Origin of the sequence: Paenibacillus ferrarius (genome assembly GCF_002027705.1) — a bacterium.
Classification (GTDB): Bacteria; Bacillota; Bacilli; order Paenibacillales; family NBRC-103111; genus Paenibacillus_E; species Paenibacillus_E ferrarius.
The window spans coordinates 66960-90578 of the sequence record NZ_MBTG01000003.1 but is presented as its reverse complement, the minus strand read 5'-3'; the positions used below and the strand labels follow the sequence as shown (position 1 = coordinate 90578).

Annotated in this window: 23 protein-coding genes; 8 read left to right on the top strand and 15 right to left on the bottom strand. The window is 46.6% G+C overall.

What is annotated here, in order from left to right; all coding sequences use genetic code 11:
• Positions 1–11 precede the first annotated feature (11 nt).
• Positions 12–710, top strand: coding sequence for a response regulator transcription factor (locus tag BC351_RS04420; protein ID WP_079409507.1), 699 nt, complete (start codon positions 12–14; stop codon positions 708–710).
• Here the strand turns inward: BC351_RS04420 and BC351_RS04415 are convergent.
• Positions 707–1552: a YitT family protein gene (locus BC351_RS04415; protein ID WP_079409687.1), complete on the bottom strand. Its 846-nt coding sequence runs from the start codon at positions 1550–1552 to the stop codon at positions 707–709. The two genes, BC351_RS04420 and BC351_RS04415, sit on opposite strands and share 4 nt — an antisense overlap.
• 259 nt (positions 1553–1811) lie before the next feature.
• Between BC351_RS04415 and BC351_RS04410 the strand changes: the two genes are divergently transcribed.
• Complete coding sequence (locus BC351_RS04410; RefSeq protein WP_079409506.1) at positions 1812–3923, top strand: LTA synthase family protein; 2112 nt, start codon at positions 1812–1814, stop codon at positions 3921–3923.
• Between the two features lie 59 nt (positions 3924–3982).
• Here the strand turns inward: BC351_RS04410 and BC351_RS04405 are convergent, their stop codons facing one another.
• The 3 genes from BC351_RS04405 to BC351_RS04395 all read right to left on the bottom strand — a co-directional run bounded on the left by BC351_RS04405 (position 3983) and on the right by BC351_RS04395 (position 7373).
• Positions 3983–5365, bottom strand: coding sequence for an MFS transporter (locus tag BC351_RS04405; RefSeq protein ID WP_079409505.1), 1383 nt, complete (start codon positions 5363–5365; stop codon positions 3983–3985).
• A 186-nt stretch (positions 5366–5551) separates the two neighbouring features.
• Positions 5552–6571, bottom strand: a complete 1020-nt coding sequence (locus tag BC351_RS04400; RefSeq protein ID WP_079409504.1) for a Gfo/Idh/MocA family protein — start codon at positions 6569–6571, stop codon at positions 5552–5554.
• Between the two features lie 25 nt (positions 6572–6596).
• The gene (locus BC351_RS04395) at positions 6597–7373 is read right to left on the bottom strand and encodes a sugar phosphate isomerase/epimerase family protein (RefSeq protein WP_079409503.1); all 777 of its coding nucleotides are present in this window, start codon (positions 7371–7373) and stop codon (positions 6597–6599) included.
• 133 nt (positions 7374–7506) lie between these two features.
• On the opposite strand from BC351_RS04395, the gene BC351_RS04390 reads away from it, so the two are divergent.
• Positions 7507–8301 carry a helix-turn-helix domain-containing protein gene (locus tag BC351_RS04390; RefSeq protein ID WP_079409502.1) on the top strand — a complete coding sequence of 265 codons (795 nt, stop codon included), beginning with the start codon at positions 7507–7509 and terminating at the stop codon, positions 8299–8301.
• A 262-nt stretch (positions 8302–8563) separates the two neighbouring features.
• On the top strand, positions 8564–8791 hold the full coding sequence (locus BC351_RS04385) for a 3-dehydroquinate dehydratase (RefSeq protein ID WP_079409501.1): 228 nt from the start codon (positions 8564–8566) through the stop codon (positions 8789–8791).
• 79 nt (positions 8792–8870) lie between these two features.
• On the opposite strand, the gene BC351_RS04380 is transcribed toward BC351_RS04385, so the two are convergent.
• The 8 genes from BC351_RS04380 to BC351_RS04345 form a co-directional block, all read right to left on the bottom strand.
• Complete coding sequence (locus BC351_RS04380; RefSeq protein ID WP_079409500.1) at positions 8871–9389, bottom strand: DinB family protein; 519 nt, start codon at positions 9387–9389, stop codon at positions 8871–8873.
• Positions 9390–9571: 182 nt separating this feature from the next.
• Complete coding sequence (locus tag BC351_RS04375) at positions 9572–11770, bottom strand: alpha-galactosidase (RefSeq protein WP_079409499.1); 2199 nt, start codon at positions 11768–11770, stop codon at positions 9572–9574.
• 223 nt (positions 11771–11993) lie between these two features.
• Positions 11994–12281 (bottom strand): ferredoxin family protein, encoded by a 288-nt coding sequence (locus BC351_RS04370; RefSeq protein WP_244208883.1) that lies wholly within the window; start codon positions 12279–12281, stop codon positions 11994–11996.
• Positions 12278–13588 carry an FAD-dependent oxidoreductase gene (locus BC351_RS04365; RefSeq protein WP_079409497.1) on the bottom strand — a complete coding sequence of 437 codons (1311 nt, stop codon included), beginning with the start codon at positions 13586–13588 and terminating at the stop codon, positions 12278–12280. The genes BC351_RS04370 and BC351_RS04365 overlap by 4 nt, the downstream gene beginning before the upstream one ends.
• Positions 13585–14727: an electron transfer flavoprotein subunit alpha/FixB family protein gene (locus BC351_RS04360; RefSeq protein WP_079409496.1), complete on the bottom strand. Its 1143-nt coding sequence runs from the start codon at positions 14725–14727 to the stop codon at positions 13585–13587. Before BC351_RS04360 ends, BC351_RS04365 begins: the two co-directional genes overlap by 4 nt.
• 42 nt (positions 14728–14769) lie before the next feature.
• Positions 14770–15606 (bottom strand): electron transfer flavoprotein subunit beta/FixA family protein, encoded by an 837-nt coding sequence (locus BC351_RS04355; RefSeq protein WP_079409495.1) that lies wholly within the window; start codon positions 15604–15606, stop codon positions 14770–14772.
• A 271-nt stretch (positions 15607–15877) separates the two neighbouring features.
• Positions 15878–16315 carry a GNAT family N-acetyltransferase gene (locus BC351_RS04350; RefSeq protein WP_079409494.1) on the bottom strand — a complete coding sequence of 146 codons (438 nt, stop codon included), beginning with the start codon at positions 16313–16315 and terminating at the stop codon, positions 15878–15880.
• Positions 16316–16347: 32 nt separating this feature from the next.
• The gene (locus BC351_RS04345; RefSeq protein WP_079409493.1) at positions 16348–16998 is read right to left on the bottom strand and encodes an HAD family hydrolase; all 651 of its coding nucleotides are present in this window, start codon (positions 16996–16998) and stop codon (positions 16348–16350) included.
• 217 nt (positions 16999–17215) lie between these two features.
• Between BC351_RS04345 and BC351_RS04340 the strand changes: the two genes are divergently transcribed.
• The gene (locus BC351_RS04340; protein ID WP_158081977.1) at positions 17216–18340 is read left to right on the top strand and encodes an MHYT domain-containing protein; all 1125 of its coding nucleotides are present in this window, start codon (positions 17216–17218) and stop codon (positions 18338–18340) included.
• Positions 18341–18417: 77 nt separating this feature from the next.
• On the opposite strand, the gene BC351_RS04335 is transcribed toward BC351_RS04340, so the two are convergent.
• Positions 18418–19737 (bottom strand): MFS transporter, encoded by a 1320-nt coding sequence (locus BC351_RS04335; RefSeq protein ID WP_079409491.1) that lies wholly within the window; start codon positions 19735–19737, stop codon positions 18418–18420.
• Between the two features lie 196 nt (positions 19738–19933).
• Here BC351_RS04335 and BC351_RS04330 point away from each other — a divergent pair, with 196 nt between their 5' ends.
• Positions 19934–20698 carry a sulfite exporter TauE/SafE family protein gene (locus BC351_RS04330; RefSeq protein ID WP_079409490.1) on the top strand — a complete coding sequence of 255 codons (765 nt, stop codon included), beginning with the start codon at positions 19934–19936 and terminating at the stop codon, positions 20696–20698.
• Positions 20699–20810: 112 nt separating this feature from the next.
• Here the strand turns inward: BC351_RS04330 and BC351_RS04325 are convergent, their stop codons facing one another.
• Positions 20811–21554, bottom strand: a complete 744-nt coding sequence (locus tag BC351_RS04325) for an ABC transporter permease (protein WP_079409489.1) — start codon at positions 21552–21554, stop codon at positions 20811–20813.
• Positions 21542–22279, bottom strand: a complete 738-nt coding sequence (locus BC351_RS04320) for an ABC transporter ATP-binding protein (RefSeq protein WP_079409488.1) — start codon at positions 22277–22279, stop codon at positions 21542–21544. Before BC351_RS04320 ends, BC351_RS04325 begins: the two co-directional genes overlap by 13 nt.
• Before the next feature lie 170 nt (positions 22280–22449).
• On the opposite strand from BC351_RS04320, the gene panD reads away from it, so the two are divergent.
• The gene (gene panD / locus BC351_RS04315; RefSeq protein ID WP_079409487.1) at positions 22450–22851 is read left to right on the top strand and encodes an aspartate 1-decarboxylase; all 402 of its coding nucleotides are present in this window, start codon (positions 22450–22452) and stop codon (positions 22849–22851) included.
• Positions 22844–23617 (top strand): YheC/YheD family protein, encoded by a 774-nt coding sequence (locus tag BC351_RS04310; protein WP_079409486.1) that lies wholly within the window; start codon positions 22844–22846, stop codon positions 23615–23617. Before panD ends, BC351_RS04310 begins: the two co-directional genes overlap by 8 nt.
• Positions 23618–23619 lie beyond the last annotated feature (2 nt).

Below are 23619 nucleotides of genomic sequence, written 5' to 3'. Positions count from 1 at the left end.
GGGATTCTGACTTGGAACCAATTCGCGTTTTTATTGTTGAAGATGATCTAGACTGGCTGCGCGGCCTCAAAGCTTATCTGAATCGCCAGACGGATCTGAACGTCGTTGGCACCGTATCGACCTCGGAGGAGGCCAAAGAGCTTTTCACAGAAGCTGATCCCGGCGTTGACGTCCTGTTAATGGACATCATGCTGCAAGATGAGCCCGCCGGAATCGGACTGGCTGAGCAAGCTGTTCTTTCATGGGGCGTGAAGGTCATCATGCTGACATCGATGGAAGAGAAAGATTTCATCTTTCGTTCTTTCCAAGCCGGCGCCATCGACTATCAAATCAAATCTCGCTACGAAGAGTTGCCTGGCATTATCCGCGCTGTGCATGCCCGTCAATCCGCCATTAACGCCGCGGTAGCGGAGCAGATGCGAGAAGAATTCCGCAGACTCAAAAAGCTTGAGCATCAATTCAAAGTAAAAGAAATCAGTGATCTGATTACTCCTACCGAACTGCAAGTATTGGAGATGATTGATCAAGGCCATACGCAAACCGAAATTGCCAGCCGTTTTTTCATTTCTTTGCGTACGGTCAAAATTCATGTCGGACATATTTTGAAAAAACTCGGTAGTCCCAGCAGCAAGGACGCCGCTCAGAAAATCAGAGATTTAGGCTTATTTGAACGAGGAGAAACAACGAAGGGTACGGACAAAGCGGACTAGTGAATGTCCTTCTTCTTAAATCTTCCACCTTTGACATCGTGGATGTTGCCAACTGCCAGAAATGCTTTTGGATCAAGCTCACCCACGATGGACTTTAGCTTTGCTTCCTCCAGCCTTGTAATGACACAGAAGATTACTTTCTTATTATCTCCGGAGAATCCGCCTTCCCCTTCCAGATACGTAACGCCGCGCCCCAAACGATCTAAAATCGCTTCGCCGATTTGTCGGAAACTATCACTGATGATCCACACGGATTTGGACTCATCGAATCCTTCAATCGTCACATCAATCATTTTATAAGCGATGAAATAGGCAATTAACGAATACATGGCACGATCCCAGCTGTAGACAAAGCCAGCGCTGCCGAGGATGAATAAGTTGAAGAACATAACGATCTCGCCTACTGAAAAAGGCAGTTTTTTAGATACCAGAATCGCAATAATTTCAGTGCCATCGAGTGAACCTCCGAATCTGATAACCATCCCAACCCCGATACCCAGAATAATGCCTCCGAATACGGCAGCCAACAAAGGATCATTCGTCAGCTCATGTACGGGATGAAGCAGCGAGGTTCCGATGGACATAACCAGAATGGCGAAAAATGTCGAAAGTGCAAAGGTTTTGCCAATCATTTTATAGCCGATAAATAAGAACGGGATATTTAACAAGGTCAAAAATAGTCCGACTTGCACGTGGGTCAAATACGATAAAATAATGGAAATCCCTGTGATGCCGCCATCGATAATTTTGTTGGGAACCAGGAATATCTCCAGTCCCACTGACATTAAGGCTGCCCCTATGAAGAGGAACACACCGCGCCGCAATAGGGCGCTTTTGGTCATTCTTCGATGTTGTGCATGTATCGTTGCCTTCTTCTGAAATTGAACTTGTTCGTTGGCCAAGGCTAATCCCCTCCGTATCTCATCATCTTCTTATCCTATTTCTCGACAAACTGTTTGATTTCCTCCCTAAAAGAACGCTTTTCAATCTCCTATTCTTATAAAAATTGTTAGATATTCTGCCATCGAATATTATGACCGCCCATGGTATAATGTCAGTTGTCATTTACAATTTCTTAATTCATTCTTTTTAGGAGAACCTATGAAAAATCAACTTAATCGTTTGCTCTTATTTTTTCGGCAACGGTGGCCGCTAGTCCTTATAGCATTTATCCCTGTTGTGGTCATGGAAATCTTGAGCCGAGGGCATTATATAGAAACGATCACATGGGGCTATAAGCATGTGCTGGAGCTCCTTTTTAATGAATGGATCGTCCTCAGTCTTCTGCTCTTATTCATCGCTATGATAGGTCGTACCAAAATCGCATATTGGGTCGTATCCGCACTACTGCTTTCCTTGGCGCTAATCAGCGGTATTAAGTTGAAAATCCTCGGAGTCCCTTTGACCCCTTGGGACATTGTTTTAGCCGGTGAAGCCTCGGATATGGTGAAATACCTCTCCAATATTTTCAGCTTTAACATTTTGATTATGATCGTATTTTTCTTGGCAAGCAGCTATTACTTGTTGTACCGCACACCCTTATTTATGAAAAAAGTGGCATTAAAAGAACGTGGCATTTTGGCGATTATTGCTCTGGCGATGTTAACAGCTGTCTACTCAGACCTGCCTCTACCGATTCAAAGATGGTCCGGGATTAAAGCCTCTGTCTGGAACCAGGTAGAGAACACAACGACAAATGGTTACGCGCTAGCCACAGTTCTCAATACGAAGTCGATGCTTTTTGATAAACGCGAAGGCTACGACGATAAAGCGGTCGAGGCTATTGTTAGCCAGACACCCAAACCGATTAAAGCCGGCGATCCTGGCAATCCTGTTAAGCCGAACGTCATTGTCGTGCTAAGTGAAGCCTTCTGGGATCCAACGGTCATCAAAGGGGTGACCTTCAGCAAAGATCCCATACCGTTCTTTCATAAGCTGCAGCAAACAGGAACAAGCGGAACCATGCTTTCACCGCAATATGGCGGCGGCACCGCGAATGTTGAATTTGAGGTTTTGACCGGAAACTCTATGCGTTTTCTGCCTCAGGGTTCCATTGCCTACAATCAATTCATTACAGGTGAAGTCGATTCTTTAGCGAGCATTTATGCTAGGCAAGGCTACACATCTACAGCTATCAGCCCTTTCTACAATTGGTATTTCAACAGCAACAAAGTTTATAAGGACTTTGGCTTCTCGAAATACATTCCGATAGAATACTTTAAGCCTAATTATTCAGGCCCTTATATCGCAGATCATGAAGTTGCTGCCAATATCATTCATGCGACTGAGTTAAGCGATGGACCCGATTTTGTTTTTGCCAATACGATGGAGAACCATTTCCATTTCTATCCTGGCAAATTTCCCAAAAATAATTTTGATGTTTCTGGCGATATGTCGCCTTCGTCGCAAGGCATGCTTGAAACGCTTGCCCAAGGCATCAATGCCTCGGACAATATGCTCAAGGAACTTGTTGAGTATTACGAGAAAAAAGGCGAACCGACCATTATCGCTTTCTGGGGAGATCACCTCCCTGCGCTTGGCGATGATTATGCCACTTACATGGACACGAAGTATATCAGCGGCAAAGACGACCCTGATTTCCTGAAAAAGATGTACAGCGTTCCGCTCGTAGTATGGAATAATTTCGATACGGAGCGCAAGGATAAGCTTAACATCAGCCCGTCATTTCTAGGTCCTTATCTCATTGAATTATCCAAGCAGCAAGGCAGCTATTATACGGACTTTTTAAGCCAGCTAGTCAAAAAGATTCCGGTCATTCCTCCCAAAGATTATTACCAAGCGATGAACATTAATGAACAAGATCTAAAAAACTACGATACGCTGCAATATGACATTATTTTCGGTGATAGGCATGCTTACAAAGATTACAAAGTGCCTATTATTAATTCCAAGTATATGCTTGGATTCGGCCCGATTACACTGAATACAGTTGAAGCAGACAGCCGCGATATCTCAGGACGTTCCAGCATAACCCTGTCGGTGAAAGGCAATAATTTACCGCCACTCGGTTTTGTGACTTTGAACGGAAAAGCAGTCCCGACAACTTGGCAGGATGAGCATAACCTAACCGCTAAAGTTGAAGGCAGCTTGCTGAAAGCAGGCATTTGGGACATTCAGGTTCATGTGAAAGATTCCAGGGAAACCACCGTAGGCAAGTCGAACACAGTGCCGATCAAAATTGGCGGACGTTAAGCAGCAGCTGGCACCAAAACCCCTTTCCTCATCTTCTGAGGAAGGGGGTTTCTGTTATATTATTTGGGAGCAAGCGCAAGTCTAGAAAGCTGTCTGGCGCGGTAAAGAAGATAGCTGATGCCGGCCAGCAAAACCATTGTAGCTACACCCCAATAAATATGTGTAAATACATCCCCCATTGGAATTGACTTTTGCCAAGCGATGCTCTTCCCGCTCAGTGCCACGCCAAAGGCGCCTCCAACGAATTGTATGAGCTGTGAGAGCCCCATACCTGCACCGATTTGTTCCTTTGGCAAAATGCGTGACATTTCGTTAGACACACTTGTCGTGAGCATAGTAACGCCAAGGCTTAAAGGAATATACACGATTAAAATGGCAATAGGCGATAATGAGCTGAATAAACCAAACAGCACAGCCCCTAGCAGCATCAGAATACTCCCTGTACGCAAAATCAGATGGTTCCCATACCTATCAATCATGCGACCTACCACATTTGAAAATAACGCGGACAGCATGGCTCCTGGAAAAATGATCAATCCTGTGTAGACGGAGCTTAAGCCAAATAGTCGACTAAGCATTAACGGCATCAGGAACAGTGTCGCGAAATGCGCGGCAAATGCGGCAAAGACCATGAAACTCAGCAGCATATACGGCATATTTCTTAGCAGCTCTGGCTGAACAAAAGGGCCGTTCGCACTTTTGATTCGGTACCAGAAAGCAAAGAGGAACACGACTCCAGCGACAAGCGCATAAATGGAGTTCGTTGTCATAAATAATAAAAGACCTGTTACACCAATCCCGATTGAAATCGCACCAGCGAAATCAAATCGAACGTGTTCGGCTTGTTCCTTAGGCAGCAAACGGACCAGAAAGGGAAGCACCAGCACAATTAACCCCGTGACGAGGAACAGGCCATTCCATCCCCAATACTGCGTAATCACACCACCCAAGACGGGGCCTAAGCCCATACCGAACGTAGCCGTTGAAATGATCGTTGACATTGAGCGGCCTCGTCTACTCATCGGAATATAGCGAGTAACCAACATCACCCCTAGGGAGATTCCTGACCCTGCTCCGATCGCTTGCAAAATTCTAGATGCAAACAGCATCAGAAAATGATGACTGAACATGCCTAGAAACGAGCCTACGCCCAAGAAAATGATCCCTATCGTTAATAGTCTGCGAATAGGCAAATAATCGGACAGCCGACTGAAGGTTATCGACGATATCGCAAAAACAATCGAATATCCCGTGACAACCCATGAGGCTGTTGTTGAGGATAATGAGAACTGCTTCATAATCTGTGGCAACGCAACATTAAACATGGTTGTATTCATTGTGATCAGCATGACCGCAATGCTCCACAAGCCCAGAACAAGCCTTTCTCTCATGACCTCCTGTTCTTGAGCTTCCTTTATTGGTGAAGCCTTATCCGTCGTCATTATGAAGCACCTCCTTTTATTGTTCGAATATTATCGAACAATAAAACTTTAACACATTTGTTTAGAAACGACAAGATAAAATGCTTAACAGGTTGTTTCCCTCAGGACCGTCCGCATTTCAGGATAGAAAAACTGAAAAAGCCTGCACAATGGCAGGCTTTTCAGAAATGGAGTTTAGGGCATTTCCTATAAGGAAATGACTTTGCCTGTTGCTTCGGATTCGAAAGCAGCCAGAATAACGTTCAAGGAGCGAAGCCCCTCTTCACCGGAAATGCGCGGGCTTTTGCCTTCCAGAATGCTTGTAACGAACTCATCAATAACGCCGCTGTGCGTTTGTTTTTCGTTCGTTGCGATTTGTCCTACTTTATAACGCTCAACAGTACCGTCACGAAGTTCAACGATCACTTGATCATTAGGATCTGTATCGATTTTGATAACACCGTTCTCGCACCAAAGGACAGTGGAGTTGTCTTGACCTTTGTAATACGTCCAGCTAGCAACCAGAGAGCCTGTAGCCCCGCTCTTCATGCGCAGCAAGCAAGTTGCGTTGTCGTCAACATCGGTTCCCTCTTTGTGGATCGTACCCACGAAAGCTGCTACTTGAGCAACCTCGTCATCCAGCAGCCAACGGATCAAATCGGACTTATGTACGCCTAGATCGCCCATAGCTCCCATGACCGCTTCTTCCTTGCGGAAGAACCAGCTCTCGCGGCCATCAACGCTCCAGCCTTCCGGGCCTGGGTGGCCAAAGGAAGTGCGGAATGTAAGCACTTTGCCCAGCTTGCCGGACGAAAGAATTTCTTTGGCTTTCACATGCGGAGGCATCAGACGTTGGTTATGACCCACCATGAGGAAAACGCCATTTTTCCTCGCAGCGGCAATCATCGCTTCTGCTTCTTCGGCTGTGGCAGCCATTGGCTTCTCCACCAATACGTGCGCACCGGCATTCGCCGCGGCGATGGATACTTCTGCGTGAAGATAGTTAGGTGTACATACGCTGACAGCGTCGACCTTCTCACTCTTCAGCATTTCTTCATAACTGCTATACGCTTTACCGCCGTGCAGCTGCGCATAATGCTCTGCTCTCTCCAGGATCGGATCTACGAAAGCAACCAGCTCCACATTGGAGTTCCAAGCATATTCCGGGATATGTCTATGTTTAGAAATAGAACCGCAACCAACTACGGCTACTTTAATTTTGCTCATTGTCATTATTGCTCCTTTGGGCTGATTAATTAGTTACGTTCGTGTAATGCTCTTTTACCCAGTTCAAGCTGTTCTCAATGCTGGTAAGCGGTGGTTTCTGGCAATTGTCCTGCTCGACCACAAGCCATTCAACGCCAGCTTTCTCCGCTGCCTTGATCACTTCCTGCAAAGGAACATCGCCAAGACCAAGCTCGAGCGTAACTAGCTTGCCTTCAGCATCCTTGGTGAAATCTTTAAAATGGACAAGCGGTAAACGACCCGCATATTTGGCAATGTAAGCAAGCGGATCTTGCCCAGCGAATTGTACCCAACATACGTCCATCTCAACGTTGATCGCATTTTCACCTGTTTTGGCAAACATAGCATCGAAGACGAACTCGTCATTCACTTTATGATGAAATTCGAAATCATGATTATGATATAAGAACTGCAAACCTTGTTTGTTGACTTCTACTGCAATGGCTTCACACTCAGCAATCAAAGCTTTCCATTGGTCGGCAGATTCACGCTCTTCAGCGCCAACATACGGACAAATCGCATATTTAGCACCAATTGTGTGCAAGAAATCAATTTCCCCTTGCAAATTCGTACGGAATCTTTCAAGACTCACATGGCTGCCGAAAGCTTTCAAGCCAAGCTCATCGAGAAGTGCTTTTACTTCAACAGACGATCTGTCGTAATAACCTGCGAACTCAACACCTTCATATCCTAATTTCGCAACATGGCGAAGTGTTCCTTCAAAGTCATTCGCCATATCATCACGAAGTGTATACAATTGCAGACCAATGCCTAAACGTCCCATTTGTTCTCCTCTTTTCTCTTTATCCTATTTTAATGAATCAAGCCTATGTACATAGTATAATGGATCATAGCCTATTCTGACCATTCACGATATAATCAAAACATCTCCTATTTGGCTATGAAAGGTGAATAACATGGAATCAGAACTTATAACTTGCGGCTATTCCTTTCATATGGAGCCGTTTCATGCAAGCAACAAATCCGGACTTAACCATTATCTGTTCCGACTGCAGACTGAAGGCACTTGCGAAGCTTTTGTAGACGGAAAATTCAAGCGAATTGAAGCGGGCCATTTGCTCCTGTTTCAACCGGGAGATCCCTATGAGCTGCGAATCGAACACGATATCAATCAGCTGGATCATAAAATTGCCAGCGGCGATTATTATATATTTTGCCGAGGCACGTGGATTGACGCATGGTGGAAACGCAGCAAGAAGCAATCCTGCACACGTATTGATTTGGATGCCAGACTCATCTCACTCTGGCGGCAGTTAATTCTGGAGAAACGCAGAATGGAAGAAGAAAACAATGAGCTCAGCGGTTATTTGCTGCAAGCCTTATGCCTCTATGTGGAACGCGCAGCAACGGAAACGGTCTCCTTGCAGGGACGCCCCTTCACCGGCACTCGGATGAAAAGATTCATTGAAGCCCATGCTACAGCTACGTTCAAAGTTGATGATGTCGCTAATCATGTTGATCTTAGTGTTTCGCGCGCCGTTCATTTGTTCAAAGAGTGCTTCGGCAAAACGATGATCCAATATTCGCTCGAAGTACGGTTATCCATTGCTGTGGAACGGATGCATGACAGATCATTGTCTCTTGAACAAATCGCTCTAAGCTGCGGCTTCGGCAGCTACGCTTATTTCCATAGAGCCTTCAAACAACGATTTGGCACATCGCCTAAGCTTTTTCGCCAAAAATCTCCTTAACCGAACCCTTTTATAAAATATTCACAAAATCTTCATGCAGATTGACAATTGGAATGAAACATTTCTGCTCTCTCAATCGTATATATAGTAGCAGGAAAAAGATTACAGATACATAGTCTGAAATTGAGGGTTTCTAGAATAGTTATCTACAATTTCTATGAAAATCAACATTTTGTTTCAAAATTGTAAAACTATTTTAAGGTTAAATTAATAATCCTCCTATATGCTAAAACTATAACCAATTCCTAGGATGGTGAAAACTATGAAAATGTTTATTACGATTCATAACAAACCCGTGCCTGTCTACTCCGATGAGAAAAATAAAAAGAAGTTCAACTTATTGAAATCTGCGCTTGAAGCAAAGGTTAGCAAAGGAAGAGCTACCATCAAGAAATGCTTGGATTCTATCATTAGCATTGAAATCGTTGGTTGCGAAGCAATTCTGCACTCTTTTAACGAACGCGACTCACTCGCGTTGTCGCTTTACTAACATCATGGTGAACGACAAACAGCCCTCCACCACCACTTTCTATCAAGTGGCATTGGAGGGCTGTTTATTTGGTTGGCGATTAAGCTTGCAAATATCTTGTATGAACAACATTGAGGTGATGCTGCGCATGCCCTGCAATAACGTAGGCAAGCGCTCTTGCTGAGGTCGGATAAGAGTTAGAAATACCTTGACGCTCCCAAGCGGGTTCCGCGATCGTAGTCAACAGCGTGAAAGTGGATTGCCGAACAGCCTGAAAATCACGAAATAAATCACGGATGGACAGCTCATCAAAATTAGTGTTCGCAATATAGATATCTTGATCAAACCCCGGTAAACTCGTTGTATCCCCACGTGCGATACACAGCATCCGATAGCTCATAATGCGCTCTGTATCGGTAACATGGCCCAATAGCTCCTTCAAGCTCCATTTGTCTGGGGCATAGCGCAAGAGCGCTTTCTCCTCGCTCATCTCGGCAAATAAGGCCGTGATTGCATCCAATTGATTTTGTAAAAAGGAAAGATAGTCCCCTTCCGGCACTTGGCTGATATACGTTTCGAAATGAGAGTTGTATTCCTCTTGATCAGGTCTCTGCAGCATGCGTCGTTAATCTCCCTTCCAAGGTATGAATTTGATATTAATGCCAATATCATATAACAGATAGTAGCAAATTTAAACACCCTGCTTTCCACTGTGCAGAACGGGCTTTTCTGTCGTATCTACAAAAAGCGCAACCCCACTTGATCCTAAGCAGGGTTGCGCTTGATTGCGCTGAAATGATATTATTCGGCGCTGCTGCGTTCAAGCAGCCAAATTTTGCTTTGGAAATCTCCATGAAGCCCAGCAACGGGCAGACCGACGTAGAGTAGATGATCGCCGGGGAATTCGCCTTGCAAACCTGCGACTTGATAATCAAAGTCGGGGTTAAGTCCTTTGAGGCGAAGTGTTTTGATCGCATCATTCGGTATGGCGAGGACGCGGAAATAAGCGACCATCGCTTGGGTTTTATCCTCGGATACAATCATCCAAGCCGTTTCATTGCCCTCGAAGGGGCTAAGCAAACGATACATGTCGCCGAATTGAACGAGCGGTCGAATCTGCTTGTAATCGGCAATTTGCTTTTTGACGATTTCTTTTTCTTCGTCCGAGAAGACAGTCAGATCGAGCTCGTAGCCGAAGTTGCCGGACATCGCAACATTGCCGCGCATTTCCAGCGACGTGTCACGATGCACTTGATGATTAGGAACGGCTGAAACGTGAGCGCCCATCGTACTAATCGGATAGACAATGCTTGTCCCATATTGAATTTTCAATCGGGAGATGGCATCGGAATTATCGCTCGTCCATGTTTGCGGCATGTAATACAGCATACCCGGATCGAATCGTCCACCGCCGCCAGAGCAGCTTTCGAATAAAATGTGCGGGAATTCAGCCGTTAAGGTTTCCAAAACGCCATACAGCCCCAGCATATAGCGATGAGCTGTCTCGCGTTGTCTTTCCGGAGGCAGAGCAGCCGAACCGATTTCTGTCATGTTCCGGTTCATATCCCATTTGATATAGGTAATTGGCGCGCTTTTTAAAATATTTCTAATCATCATTGTAATCTCTTCACAAACATCCGCGCGCGAGAAATCCAAAATCAATTGCTGACGCCCTTCCGTGCGCCTGCGATCCGGTACATGCAGGCACCAATCCGGGTGCTTTCTGTATAAGTCGCTGTTCGGCGAAACCATTTCCGGTTCAAACCAGAGCCCGAACTCCAGCCCCATGCCATTCACTCTGGCAACGAGATCTTCCAGACCATTTGGCAGTTTCGCTTTATCGACAACCCAATCCCCCAAGGAGCTGTTATCGCTGTCTCGTTTGCCAAACCAGCCGTCATCAAGCACGAATAGCTCGATACCCAGCTCTTTGCCGGCGCTTGCGATGCTTTCAATTTTCTCCGCATTGAATTGGAAATACGTTGCTTCCCAGTTGTTAACAAGCACAGGTCTGGTACGGTCGCGGAATTCACCACGGCAAAGCCTTGTTCGGTACAGTCTATGGTACGTTCTAGACATATTCCCCAGACCTTCACTGGAATAGACCATGACCGCTTCAGGCGTTTGGAAATGCTGACCAGGCTCAAGCAGCCAGTTAAAATCAAAGGAATTGATCCCCATCGAAACACGCGCAGTTCCATAAGGACCTACTTCAGCATGCGCCGCGAAGTTGCCGCTATAAACCAGGCTAAACCCATACACATCCCCATGGTCTTCGCCAGCATCTTTGGACAGCAGCGCGACGAACGGATTATGCTGATGGCTGCTTGCGCCGCGGCTGCTTTCAACCGACAGCTTGCCCGGTGCCAAAGGTCGTCTAACCATTTCGCGTTCTCTCACCCATGCTCCAGAAAGCTGCAATAGATCATAATCGCCATGCGAGAAATCTACGCTTGTACTGTAAGCGCGAAGAAGCTTCAAATCAGCGTTCCCCTCATTGACGAAACGGACAGATCGCGTTATTGCCGCATGATCTTTGAAAATCGTATAAGATAGGAACACTCTTAAACCGATGAGTTTATCGATCAAAGCGAGTTCAAGTGTCTCTGCTTCTTCCTCTTGCTCCACATAAGTTGCAGGAAGTCCTTCAAGTACAGGCTTGCCTTGGTAAATTCGATGGTTCTCGTAGACAAGCTCCGTAATCGTAGAGCCGTTCGTTAAGGCAACTTGATACGCGGGTTCCCGATAATCGCTAGTTCCATAAGCCGGGTACTCTTGCGGCATCGTATCGAACGTAATTTTGCGATCCTCGACTACCGGATTTGGATGAAACGAGCATCTTTCCCGATATTGTATGATCGAGCCCAATTGGCCGGATCTGATGGGCCGTCCCCAATACACGTGTGCCGGATACGCGTTATGAATGAGCTGAATCACATAACTCATATGCTTATTTTGTAAATGAAACAGTCCCTGTGTCGCTTCAAATGAAATACTCATAAAATCCCTCCTAAGTTCATCTCTATTATCTTATCCTTCCGCGAACAAAACTATGGAGGATTTGCACCTACATATGGAGGAATGTAGTTTCCGCAAGCTTTCGCTTACAAATGAAAGAAACGGAACTAACGAGCGCTTATGAATGACTTCTCCCTCTATAAGAGCGAAAGCATTCATTTCAACGCACCGTAGTTCCGTTCAATCTGCCAGTCATTTTGTTTATTTAGCCAAATTTATAGGTCATGCCATACCCGCCTTTGGGGTAGACCCAATCAATATTGTAGGAAGGGCATGCAATTCGGCACGTTCCGCATTCGATGCAATTCTCATAGGCAACCGTTGTGATTTTGAGCTTCTTCTCCCACTCATACACATCGGATGGACAGAAAAAATTACAATCTTTGGTGACGCAATTCAGGCATGTCTGCGTGTCTTTAATGACGAGGTGGGATTTATCGTCGCATTTGTAACGAATGGTAAACAGCTTATCTGAAACATCACATTGGCTCATCCGTTCATCGCCCTCCATCCTTTATAACCCAGCTTCATTAAATTAACGGTTCCGCCAGCCGCATTTTTGATGAGTTTCACGGCCATTTTTTGTTTATCTGCTTTTGTAATCCCATCCACAAGAAACATATTATAAGCCGCTTCATTCAGCGCCCTAGGTAATTTGTCGAATAACAGCTCCGGGTCCTGATCCTTTAGGAATTGGTGCATTCCCTTGTATTTTTGCAAATCCTTATGAACAAATGAAGACTTTATTTTATTATCATAAGCATGGAGAGAAGCACCGGAGAAATCCCCGCGTTCCTTGGCTTCCACAATGGCTTCACCTGCTAACCGGCCCGAGGTCATGGCTAAATTGGTACCTTCTCTATGCACGAAGTTGATCAATTGAGCCGCGTCCCCGCACACGCACCAGCCATCGCCGGATAATGGCGGAATCGAGTGAAAGCCTCCTTCGGGGATCAAATGGCCGGAGTACTCTTTGGTTTCACCGCCTTGAATTAATTTCCGAATCATCGGATGCTGCTTAACAGCGTCTAAGACGGCGTAAGGCTTCACTTTTTTGTCTCGCAAATGATTAACCATCACACCAACGCCCAAGGAAATCGTTTCCTTGTTCGTATAGAGAAAGCCCATGCCCGCCATGCCAAGCGAGGTCTCGCCCATGAACTCAATCGTCACGCCTTCATCGCCCTCAAGGCCAAAGCGATCCTCGATTTTCTCCCGCGGCAGCGCAATCACTTCTTTGACTGCAAGAGACACTTCATCCGGCATCCATTCCTTATGAATACCCATCGCTTTGCCCAGCAAGGAATTGACGCCATCTGCAATGACAACAACGTCGGCGTAGAGATCGCCATCTTCCCGATCCGTGCGCACGCCCACAACACGATTGCCTTCCCGAATGACATCCAGCGCCACCGTTTCATAGATGGGGATAGCTCCAGCAGCGACAGCCTTCTCCGCAAACCATTGATCGAATTTCACACGCAGGCCTGTAAAACAGTTAAAAGGCTCCTTGTACGCCTCGTTGCGATGGCCAAATGTGACCATAGATTCCTTGCCCATCATCCAGATTCGCTGCTCGACAATGTAGCGTTCCATCGGGAAGTTTTTCTCTTTCCAAAACTCGGGCACAAGCTCCTCGATTTGCTTGCGGTAGAGGACGCCGCCGAATATATTTTTGGCGCCGGGAAACTCTCCCCTCTCCAGTAGAACAACAGATAAACCAGCCCTTGCCATCGTCAAAGCTGCAGCTGCTCCGGCCGGACCTCCTCCGACTACAATCGCATTGAATTTCTCATTCATTTGGCTTCACTCCTTTCAAGAGCTTCGCTTACCGCACGGGTCGAATCATTGGCAGGTGTGGCACTATCGGCTTCGGTTAGCTGCACGCCAAACAACGTTCGGCGTTTCTTGATTTCCCCGGCAATCGCTGGCACAATTTTGAACAGATCACCCACTATGCCATAATGAGCAAATTGAAAAATGGGCGCCTTCTCGTCTTTGTTTATGGCTACAACCACATCGGCATGGCTCATGCCAACGGTATGCTGGACGGCCCCTGATATGCCGATTGCAAAATACAGCTTCGGCCTCACTGTCGCACCGGTTTGACCGACCTGGTGCTCGTGCCCGATCCAACCTGCGTCGACCGCTGCGCGCGATGCGCCTACAACGCCGCCGAGCGCATCCGCCAGCTCGGTGAGCAGCCCGAAGGCATCGGGGCCGCCCAAGCCGCGGCCGCCCGCCACGATAATCTCGGCATCCTCGAGATTGAGCTTGCCCGTTTCGCGCAGGAAGTCCAGCACCTGCGCGGCAATCTCTTCCTCGCGCATCGTTGCCTCGATGCGCACGATTTCGCCCTCACGCGCGGCATCCTTCGGCAGCGCCTGAAAGACCCCGGCCCGCGCTGTCGCCATTTGCGGCCGGTATTGCTTGCAGAGGATGGTGGCCATCATCTTCTCAGAAAAAGCCGGCCGGCTGGCCAGCAGCAGCCTTGACGGCGGCGGCTCCACGTCGAGCTGCGTCGTGTCGGCCGTCAAGCCCGTCGGCAGGTGCGTCGCGATCGCGCCTGCTAAGTCGCGGCCCGTTGCCGTCGCGCCGAACAGCACGATCTCGGGCTTCGCTTCCTCGATCAGCTTCAAGACGACCCGACTGTACGGCCGGGTCCGGTAGGTGCGAAGCTCAGGCGCTTCGCACAGGAACACCCGGTCTGCGCCGTAATGCACGGCTTCCTCAGCGAGATGTGCGACATCCTCGCCGATCACGAGCGCCATGAGCGGCGCATCCAGCTTGGCTGCCAGCTTCTTGCCTTCGCCCAGCAGCTGCCAGGACACCTTTTTGGCGGCGCCATCGCGCTGCTCCACCACGATCAAAACTCCCCGATATGCGGACCAATCGGGCATTGCCGCTTCCGACTGCTCCGATGCTTGTTCATTTGCCATCGTAATTCCTCCATTCTATCCATTCACCTTATTAACAGAGTGTTAAGAAGACCAATCCAGCAAAGTTTGAATCTCCTTCGTCCACAGCTGATCCGCCAGCAGCGCAGCCGCCTCTTCCGGGGAGTCAGATGCCAGCATCTGGGTTTTCACTGCTTTGATTTCCGGCACCCATGTTTTGGCAACAATGGTCGGCGAGCCCTTTAAACCAATTTTGGCGTGCTCCAGATCAGGGAAATCCGCTGTTGTCCACACGGTAGGCTTATACCTCGCGGCACGCACCATGCCTGGCAGTGAAGCTCGCCTAACTTTATTCAGCTCCTTCAACGCGGTGATGAGCACCGGCATGCTTGTCTCCACCACTTCGATCCCATCCTCCAGAAGCCGGTGAACGCGCACCTTGCGATTCTCTTCATCCACGTTGACGACTTTGTTCACATACGTTAACTGCTCCAGATCCAACCGACAAGCAACACCCGGGCCAACTTGCCCCGTGTCTCCATCCAAAGTCTGCTTACCGCAGAACACGATATCGACAGGCCCCCAAGTCTCGGCTATTTTCTGGATCGTACGTGCAACCACATACGAAGTAGCTAACGTATCCGCACCTGCAAAACCACGATCTGTTACCAAAACAGCCTCATCGGCTCCAAGTGAAATACATTCTTTCAAACCCTTCTCCGCCGGCGGTGGTCCCATCGTTACAACGGTGATTCTTGCTCCTTGTTCATCCTTAATACGCAGCGCTTCTTCCAGCCCATGCATATCATAGAAATTCACAATGCTGGGAACACCCTGCCGGATTAACGTGTTGTTCTTCGGATCAATCCGAATTTCTCTCGAGTCAGGTACCTGCTTAATACACACAACGATATGCAGCATCTCTGCACCCTCCTGTCTCTTATGAAAACTTTCTTACAATAAGCGACTTCATGCTTGTCATCATTGTGAATTTTGTCACTTAAATGGCGAAGCGGAAAGCGCTCTCAAATTTTGTTATAAGAGAATAACCTACAACAATATATGCGCATTGTTTCCTAACATGACAACAACTTTATGTTCATGGGGCTTCTTCCGCCCAGTTGCAGCCCACAAAAAAAAGACCAGAGGCTGCGCTCCGATCTTCAAGTATCAATCATAGGACTCACTACCCTTAGTCCTCGTCTATATCCCCATCAACCTCATAAGTACACATAAACCGCTCCACTTCTGGATATTTCTCTCCCAAGCTGCGAATGACGAAACCGATATTGCGATAAAATTGGACGGCTTCTTCGTCCGTCTCTGCGACGATTCTCAGCGGATGCATGTCTTCAATGATTTCGAGAATAATGCCTCTTCCAAATCCAACGCCCCGACTCTCAGGCTCAACAGCCAAATGAGTAATGGTCATCTCTTGTTCGTCATTGATCCGGAATCCAATGATTCCGACCAAAATGCCTTCGGATTCATAACCATAAAGCCAAAGGTTCAAATCTTCCTTATATTGCTGAATTGTTTGTTCCAAACGATCAGGATCTGGAAACACGCTATAGCTTAACAGCTCTTGTATGCCGTCTTCTTGAATTCTGGATTTCACATCTATTAACATGCGGATCACTCTTTTCTCATTATCTTTTTAATCTATACATAATCTAACAGACTCAGCAGCTTGTCAATGTGAGCGATAGGTTGTACGCCTTTTTCCTCCATTGCATACGTCGTTCGTCCATAGCTGATGAAAGGAATATGCGCATCTCTGGAAGCTTGACCATCTATCCAAGAGTCGCCAACTGACAGCCAACCTTTCGCTTGGAGTTCAGGAAAGTGCCTCATGGCAACCAAATAACCTGATGGGGCAGGCTTCATTGCATCCATCTGCTCTCTGCCGACAATAAGATCAAAATGATCCTTAATGCCTGTTATTTCTAACGCTTGTTGCGCTGCTGCCAGGGAATTATTCGTCACAATGACAAGTTTGAAATGACCTTTCAGCGCATCCAGCAGCTCCATTGCCCCTGGCTCCAAACCTGCCCCTTCCATGCCGCGAAGTTCATGCTTTTGGGCAATTTGCAGGGCAGCCTCGATTAGATGAGAAGGCGCCCCCTCTTTTTGAGCATTGGCTAATATTGTTGAAGTCGTGTGATTTTCCATTGAAAATGAGGCTCCTAAATAACCTTGCTGCATGAGCAGCTCGGCAACTTCCTCTTTCATAGCTTTGAACTGAATATGCGATTGAAGCAAGGTATTGTCCATATCAAAAATGATGCCATGTATGCCATTGACTTTACTCATTTGCACTCCTTTTTAAACTATGTGAAGTCTTAGTGTATTTCGACAATGAAAGACATAAAGCTACATTTACCGCTATATACAGGTTACTTTGCCGACCTCTATAATATAAAAAATACGTGCTGATTTTTATTTTTTTTAATTTCCAAATCAGCTTACAGCTTAGATAATCAAGTGTCAATATAAAGAGATAGCCCCGATAGAATGTGAGGATATGGACATGCACGATATGAGTATTGAAACTTATTTTATTGCCTTAATCTTTCTCGCTTTTGTCCTAATCCTGATAACCTCGATTATAAGTTTAAACCTGACGCGAAAGATTGCCGCAACAACCGCCTGTCAGCAGAAGTTATGGATTGCTTGCAGTGCACTATCATTAGGAGCCGGTGTCTGGTCCATGCATTTTATCGCATTCTTGGCTCATCCTTTATCACTGAATATTACTTATGATTTACAAGCCGTCGTTACTTCTTTAGCTATCGCTATCGCAGGTGCGCTCGTCGGTTTTTTTATTATGTATCGTTCCAAGCTGGAAATACCGAGGCTGTTCTTCGGTGGAACCTTTATGGGTTTCTGCTTTGCCAGTATGCATTACATTGGATTAGGCGCTGTCACCAACGTTGTCATTCATTTCAAACTTGCTCTTTTTGTGATCTCCATTGTCATGTCCGTCGGCGCAAGTATGCTAGCCTTGTATTTGTCTTATTTACAGAGTCCACGAATTATCATGAACGGATTGTTCATGAGCCTGATGTTTATCTGCATGCATTTCGTCGGAATTCTCGCAGCGGATATCGATTTTCCGGCCCAAAATATCCTCCTCCCAGCAGACTCAGTGAGTATGGATAATTTTATCTTAGCCATGTTTGTTGCTTTTGGCACGGTGATCCTATTATTCATCAACTTAAGCAGTTCGTTGAAAACAGATCAAAAACTGCAAAATCAATTTACGCTTCGTGCATCTATCCTAACGTCTAGTCTGGACTGCATTCTGATGTTTAACAACCGAGGTTGGCTTATTGAATTCAATCCGGCCGCTGAGGCTGCATTTGGCTACACGAGGAAATATGCGCTTAGTTTAACCTTGCTGGATTTTCTTTTTCCCTTTGATCAAAATGGACAAGCGGCTGCTTCCTTATTCGGTCAGCTTGCCCGACAAGATGACGCCTTAATGGGCAAACGGCTTGAAATGCTAGCTTACCGTGCCGATCGTACCGCATTTCCGGTGGAGATCACGTTTACAGGCTGCCACCATGAGGGAAAGCCGATCTTCACCGCTTTTCTCAGAGATTTATCCAAAACCAAAACATTGCAATGGTCCTCAGAACAAATCGTTTCATAAAAGAAAAAGCCAGAACGCTGGGTATTGAGCGCTTCTGGCTTTACCTTTTTAAATGAAGAAGCTCGTCTTGCGATTACTTAAGCCGTTTGCTTCGAGGTTGATCGAATTGCGAACGGAATGGCAAGGGAGAGGACACTCACGATGAGACCGAAGACGAACATTCCGTGAAAACCCGTGTAAAAAGCGCTTGATTTGGTCAAAATCGCTCCCATAATCGTGACGCTGACCGCTGTTCCGATATTCCGGGCAAATAGCTGAAGCGAGGTTGAAATGCCTTTTTGATTGGCCTCAACCAACTGCTGAGCACCGATCGTGGACACGGTAAAGATTAATCCGAAGGCAAGCCCCAGAAGTGTTAAAGCACCAAAAGAATACCAGAACGAGGTGCTTTCTCGCAAAAAGAACAGCATTACAGCGGTCACAACGAGCAATAAGTTGCCTGCAATCAGCAGTGGCTTGTAGCCGTAGCGCAGCACCCACTTCCCTGAAGGGACAGCCACAACCATCCATCCGATGGAGGTTCCCAGAAGTGCAATTCCGCTAATAAAAAGCGAATGGCCTTGATTTTGCAAGAAAAGAGGCAGAAAGCTGGATGTTCCGAACAAAGCCGCACAGCTGATAAAAGAACCGGCGATCATGATCGCAACAGGACGATTGCGCATAATATTTAATGGAACAATAGGAGCGCTGTGCCTTTTTTCATAAAAAATAAACACAATGATCAGCAATGCTCCTACTACACCGAATAGGGCGTTGTACCGATCTACAGTCGTCGTCAGCAGAAGAAGCGAAATCCCTCCTGCGAACAAGATTGCGCCGCCATAATCGACCACCGATTTTTTCGGTTGATACACTTCTTTATAAGGCTGAAGGGCAATTAGCGAAACGATGCATATCGGAATATTCACGAAGAAAATCCACCGCCAGCTCAAGTAGGTCACGAAAAATGTGCCTAATAACGGTGCCAGAACCGCTGACAGCCCCCACATTGCCGTAAAAAAGGCCTGAACTTTGCCCCGCTGCTCAACCGGATAAATATCGCCGGCAATAATAGAAGGAAACGGCATCATAACCCCTGCCCCGATCCCTTGAACAGCTCGGAAAATAATCAACTGAAGCATGCTCTGAGATAGACCGCACAGGATGGAGCCTCCCAGGAACAGAAGGATCCCCGCGGCATAAATCCTTTTCCGACCAAACAAATCCGACAGTCGGCCAGCTAATGGAGCCAATACCGTAGATAAGACCATATATGAGGTAAATGCCCACGCATACAGGTCATTCCCACCAATTTCTTTCACAATAATCGGCATCGTCGTATTGGCAATGGTTGTATCCATCGATGCTACAAGCATTGCCAGAACAATACTGACCATCACCGTTGTTCGATTACTCATACTTGCTCCTCTCTACTTGCTTTTTAGTCACGTTCCCATATTGTACCTGATTCCCTCTTTGATGAACAGAAACTTTATGAGGGGGAAAATGATTATTTGAACATCTAATTGAAAATTTTTCTTTACATAATGCTTTTCTATATAATAAAATTAATCCAATTGATTTAGTGGGTAATCAGATTGGGGACATGACAACATGACTTTAAGTGTATTACTGATGGGGGTATTTGTTGGTTTTTTAGTTGGTTTAACTGGCGTTGGCGGAGCCTCACTGCTGACTCCGATCCTAATTCTGATCGGTATTCATCCTTCTATCGCCGTCGGCACAGATCTGCTTTATAATTCCATTACGAAGCTTTTTGGAACCATCCAGCATTGGCGGCAGAAAACGATTGATTTTAAACTAGTCAAAATGTTGGCCATGGGCAGTATTCCGGGCGTTATTGTCGCAGTTCTCTTCCTGAAATTATTCGATTCATTTTTTAACAACCAAGAACTCATGATCAAGCATGCACTCGGCTACGTTCTGATTCTGGTGGCCTTTGCTACCTTGTTCAAAGTATTTTTCGGACACAAGCTCAAAGAAAATCGCTGGCAGTTGAAAAGCCTGCAAGAAAAACGCGGATTGACCATCACAATTGGAGCCGTGCTGGGCTTCATCGTTGGGCTCACGTCCATTGGTTCCGGTTCTTTGTATGCGATAGCGATGCTTTATTTTTTTCGCATGAATCCGGCCCAGCTCGTCGGGACTGATATTGCGCACGCATTTTTCCTTGCTTCTGCGGCAGGCATCCTGCATGCAAGTATGGGCAATGTGAATTACACGCTGGTGCTCAATCTGCTGATCGGCTCCATTCCGGGAGTTCTCATCGGCAGCATGATGTCTACCAAAGCCCCGACGCATGTGCTGCGAATCATCATCGCGAGCTTGGTATTAATTAGCGGGATTAAATTAATTTGAGGCAATGAGCAGGAAGAGGAATAGGAAAAACCTGTGGCGCTACTGGGTAAACCAGCGTAGTCACAGGTTTTTTGTCTGTCGACTCCTACAATTCCCTGGGAAATATATCGCTCTATTTCAGCGTCATTTCCTTAGTGAACCAAAGCTTATAGCTCAGCATGCTGAGAATAATGCTTGTGATGGCAGCAGCGGCGGTGAAAGCAAACAAAATCAAAATCTGATAGCGCACCGCCTCTACCGGATTGGCGCCAGCGATAATCATGCCCGTCATCATGCCGGGCAATTGAACGAGTCCTACGGTCTTCATCCCGTCAATCGTTGGGATCATACTGGCCTTCACGGAGCGCTGCAGCGCCTGCTGTATGGCTTGTCTTACGGTTGAGCCCAGCGCCAGCAGGGCTTCGATCTCTTCTTTGGAGGAGGCGACCTCACGGTTCATTTGATTCAAAAACAAACCACACACGATCATGGAGCTGCCTATCGTCATTCCGCTGATCGGAATAATAAACTGGGTCGTTGGCTTAATGATTCCCAGCCCCAGCATCAGAGACAGCGTCAAAACCTCCGTTACGGCAATAGAAACTGCCACCCGCCAATGAATACCTTGCAAACCCTCGCCACGCTTGCCCGCGTTGTGTGTGGCTATTCCGATCATAATGGCAATGATGATGCCTATGAGTGCTATGTTCTCTGTTTTGAACACATAATGGAGGACATATCCAATAAATAACAACTGCAAGGAACCCCGAATTGTGCCCAGCGCTATATCTTTCTCCAGCCCCAGCTTTTGCCATTTCGACAAAGCGATCGTAATCATGACAAAGGTCAGCGTGAAGCCCAAAGCTAATGTTGACATGCAGGATCATCCCCCTTTTCAACACGTTCAGATGGCGTTTTTTGGAATAAGTTCTCCATCCGAGCTTCCGCCAAAATACCACTATCCAAATGCCAGAAGCGGTTGCCGACTCGACGAGCTTGCTCCTGTTCATGAGTGACCCAAATGATCCCTTTCCCCTGTTCATGGTGCCATTTCATCAATGTGGCTTCTACCGCCTGCTTGCTTTGCGAATCAAGGGCAGACGTGGCCTCGTCAAGGAGCAGAATATCGGACTTCAGCAGCATTGATCTGACAAGTTGAACCCGCTGCTTTTGGCCTCCTGACAATTCCGCCGCTTTCTGAGACCAATCCAGATCACCAAGCCCAACTTGATTCATCAAGCTTTCCGCTGCTTGTTGATCAAAGGTCGTTTGATGAAGCTTGCTCACGGTAGCCAGATTATCCTTAATGGTTGCAGGCAGCATTGTTGGCTGTTGAGGAACATAGCATACCCGTTTGCGCCACTCTGTGGGACCCCAGTCAGCAGTTTGCTTGCCATGAAGTGTTAATTGGCCGCCATCTTTGCTTTCTAATGCGGCGATAACCCGCAGCAAAGTACTCTTGCCCTGACCGGATGGTCCAAGAATAATGATTCGATCCTGAGGCGCTACTTCCGCGCTAATGCGGTCAAACAAAGGCGCTTCGCCGCCATTCGGATGCTTCTTATGCAAATGTTCAATTAACAAAATAGCGGACAGAACCATTCACTCCTTTTTTTCGTCGCAACTACTGATTCTTAAGTATATCACAGCCTTAATTGGAGCGTGACACGAAACTATTTTCATTAAATCAGGGATTACACCTAAACCAGAAGTCAGCCAATTATCATAAGCTGGTAGGAACAACCTATGTAATCATAAAGGAGCTACTGCTTATGCAGCGTCTAATGTGTAAAGGAAAGATCCACCGCGCGACAGTAACGGAAGCCGATCTGAATTATGTTGGAAGCATTTCGATAGATCGACTGCTCATGCAAAAAGCGAATATTTACCCTTATGAGATGGTTCAAATTACAAGCCTTCGCAATGCCACAAGGTGGAAAACTTACGCCATTCCTGCGCCTGAGGGCAGCGGTAAAATTGGCTTGAACGGCCCTCCTGCACACTTGTTCGCACCTGGCGATCTTGTCATCATTCTCAGTATGGGGCTCATGGATGAAACGGAAATCAGCCTACTAAAGCCACAGGTGGTTTTTGTTGATGAAAACAATCAAATCCTCCGAGTAGAGGATCATAATATCGTCATCGCTGAGCAAGAAGTGCAGCCTTATGAGTAATTTAAGCACAAGCAAATGGACGAAGTACAAGCTTCTCCGCAAATCTCCTGAGATCAAGATGTACCTACCGGAAACTGCTTGGCTGAAAGAACGTACGTTCCTCAGCATGCTCACCAAATACGGAGAAGTCATTGTTAAACCAACCGGCAGCTATGGCGGCAATGGTGTTATCGCAATTAAACAAACAGCTCTCTCAACGTATGAAGTCCAAGACGGAGCAAAGAAAAAAAACTTCTCAGACAAGTCCAAGCTAGCTGCTTTTGTGAAAAAAAAGGCCGGAAAGAACCACATTGTTCAGCAGCGCATACCGCTGGCTTCCGTGAACGGCCGCCCGTTTGATCTGCGGGTAATGGTGCAGCGGCGTCCAGGCTCGTCTTGGCAAGTGACCGGCAAGCTGGCCAAAGTCGCCGGAAACGGCTTCATTGTCACGAATATTCGCCTGAGCGGCGGGAAAGTAGTTACGGTCGAACAGGCTCTCAAGCAATCAGAGCTGAGCAGCATCAATACCAATGATTTTCTCGCTCAACTGGATAAAGTCGCTTTGCTAAGCGCCGAACAATTAAGTCTTTCCTACCACGGGGTGGATACGATGGGGATTGATATGGCGTTTGACAAGAAGGGCAATGTTTGGATTATTGAGGTTAATTTTGCACCCATGCTGGAGTTGTTTTTGAAGCTGAAGGATAAATCGATGTTTCGCATAATCAAATCTTTTCGTAAATCTTCCAACCGTCACTCGGGAATAAAAAGTCAATATAAAAAATAAAG

What these genes read in the sequence shown, in the direction of transcription:
- BC351_RS04330 (WP_079409490.1), top strand. Translation starts at nt 19,934, where the DNA reads ATGACTTTAAGTGTATTACTGATGGGGGTATTTGTTGGTTTTTTAGTT.
- BC351_RS04395 (WP_079409503.1), bottom strand. Translation starts at nt 7,373, where the DNA reads ATGGGACGTTTAGGCATTGGTCTGCAATTGTATACACTTCGTGATGAT.
- BC351_RS04365 (WP_079409497.1), bottom strand. Translation starts at nt 13,588, where the DNA reads ATGAATGAGAAATTCAATGCGATTGTAGTCGGAGGAGGTCCGGCCGGA.
- BC351_RS04345 (WP_079409493.1), bottom strand. Translation starts at nt 16,998, where the DNA reads ATGAGTAAAGTCAATGGCATACATGGCATCATTTTTGATATGGACAAT.
- BC351_RS04310 (WP_079409486.1), top strand. Translation starts at nt 22,844, where the DNA reads ATGAGTAATTTAAGCACAAGCAAATGGACGAAGTACAAGCTTCTCCGC.
- BC351_RS04415 (WP_079409687.1), bottom strand. Translation starts at nt 1,552, where the DNA reads ATGACCAAAAGCGCCCTATTGCGGCGCGGTGTGTTCCTCTTCATAGGG.
- BC351_RS04350 (WP_079409494.1), bottom strand. Translation starts at nt 16,315, where the DNA reads ATGTTAATAGATGTGAAATCCAGAATTCAAGAAGACGGCATACAAGAG.
- BC351_RS04320 (WP_079409488.1), bottom strand. Translation starts at nt 22,279, where the DNA reads ATGGTTCTGTCCGCTATTTTGTTAATTGAACATTTGCATAAGAAGCAT.
- panD (WP_079409487.1), top strand. Translation starts at nt 22,450, where the DNA reads ATGCAGCGTCTAATGTGTAAAGGAAAGATCCACCGCGCGACAGTAACG.
- BC351_RS04355 (WP_079409495.1), bottom strand. Translation starts at nt 15,606, where the DNA reads ATGCTGCATATCGTTGTGTGTATTAAGCAGGTACCTGACTCGAGAGAA.
- BC351_RS04410 (WP_079409506.1), top strand. Translation starts at nt 1,812, where the DNA reads ATGAAAAATCAACTTAATCGTTTGCTCTTATTTTTTCGGCAACGGTGG.
- BC351_RS04405 (WP_079409505.1), bottom strand. Translation starts at nt 5,365, where the DNA reads ATGACGACGGATAAGGCTTCACCAATAAAGGAAGCTCAAGAACAGGAG.
- BC351_RS04385 (WP_079409501.1), top strand. Translation starts at nt 8,564, where the DNA reads ATGAAAATGTTTATTACGATTCATAACAAACCCGTGCCTGTCTACTCC.
- BC351_RS04335 (WP_079409491.1), bottom strand. Translation starts at nt 19,737, where the DNA reads ATGAGTAATCGAACAACGGTGATGGTCAGTATTGTTCTGGCAATGCTT.
- BC351_RS04375 (WP_079409499.1), bottom strand. Translation starts at nt 11,770, where the DNA reads ATGAGTATTTCATTTGAAGCGACACAGGGACTGTTTCATTTACAAAAT.
- BC351_RS04380 (WP_079409500.1), bottom strand. Translation starts at nt 9,389, where the DNA reads ATGCTGCAGAGACCTGATCAAGAGGAATACAACTCTCATTTCGAAACG.
- BC351_RS04360 (WP_079409496.1), bottom strand. Translation starts at nt 14,727, where the DNA reads ATGGCAAATGAACAAGCATCGGAGCAGTCGGAAGCGGCAATGCCCGAT.
- BC351_RS04340 (WP_158081977.1), top strand. Translation starts at nt 17,216, where the DNA reads ATGCACGATATGAGTATTGAAACTTATTTTATTGCCTTAATCTTTCTC.
- BC351_RS04400 (WP_079409504.1), bottom strand. Translation starts at nt 6,571, where the DNA reads ATGAGCAAAATTAAAGTAGCCGTAGTTGGTTGCGGTTCTATTTCTAAA.
- BC351_RS04390 (WP_079409502.1), top strand. Translation starts at nt 7,507, where the DNA reads ATGGAATCAGAACTTATAACTTGCGGCTATTCCTTTCATATGGAGCCG.
- BC351_RS04325 (WP_079409489.1), bottom strand. Translation starts at nt 21,554, where the DNA reads ATGTCAACATTAGCTTTGGGCTTCACGCTGACCTTTGTCATGATTACG.
- BC351_RS04370 (WP_244208883.1), bottom strand. Translation starts at nt 12,281, where the DNA reads ATGAGCCAATGTGATGTTTCAGATAAGCTGTTTACCATTCGTTACAAA.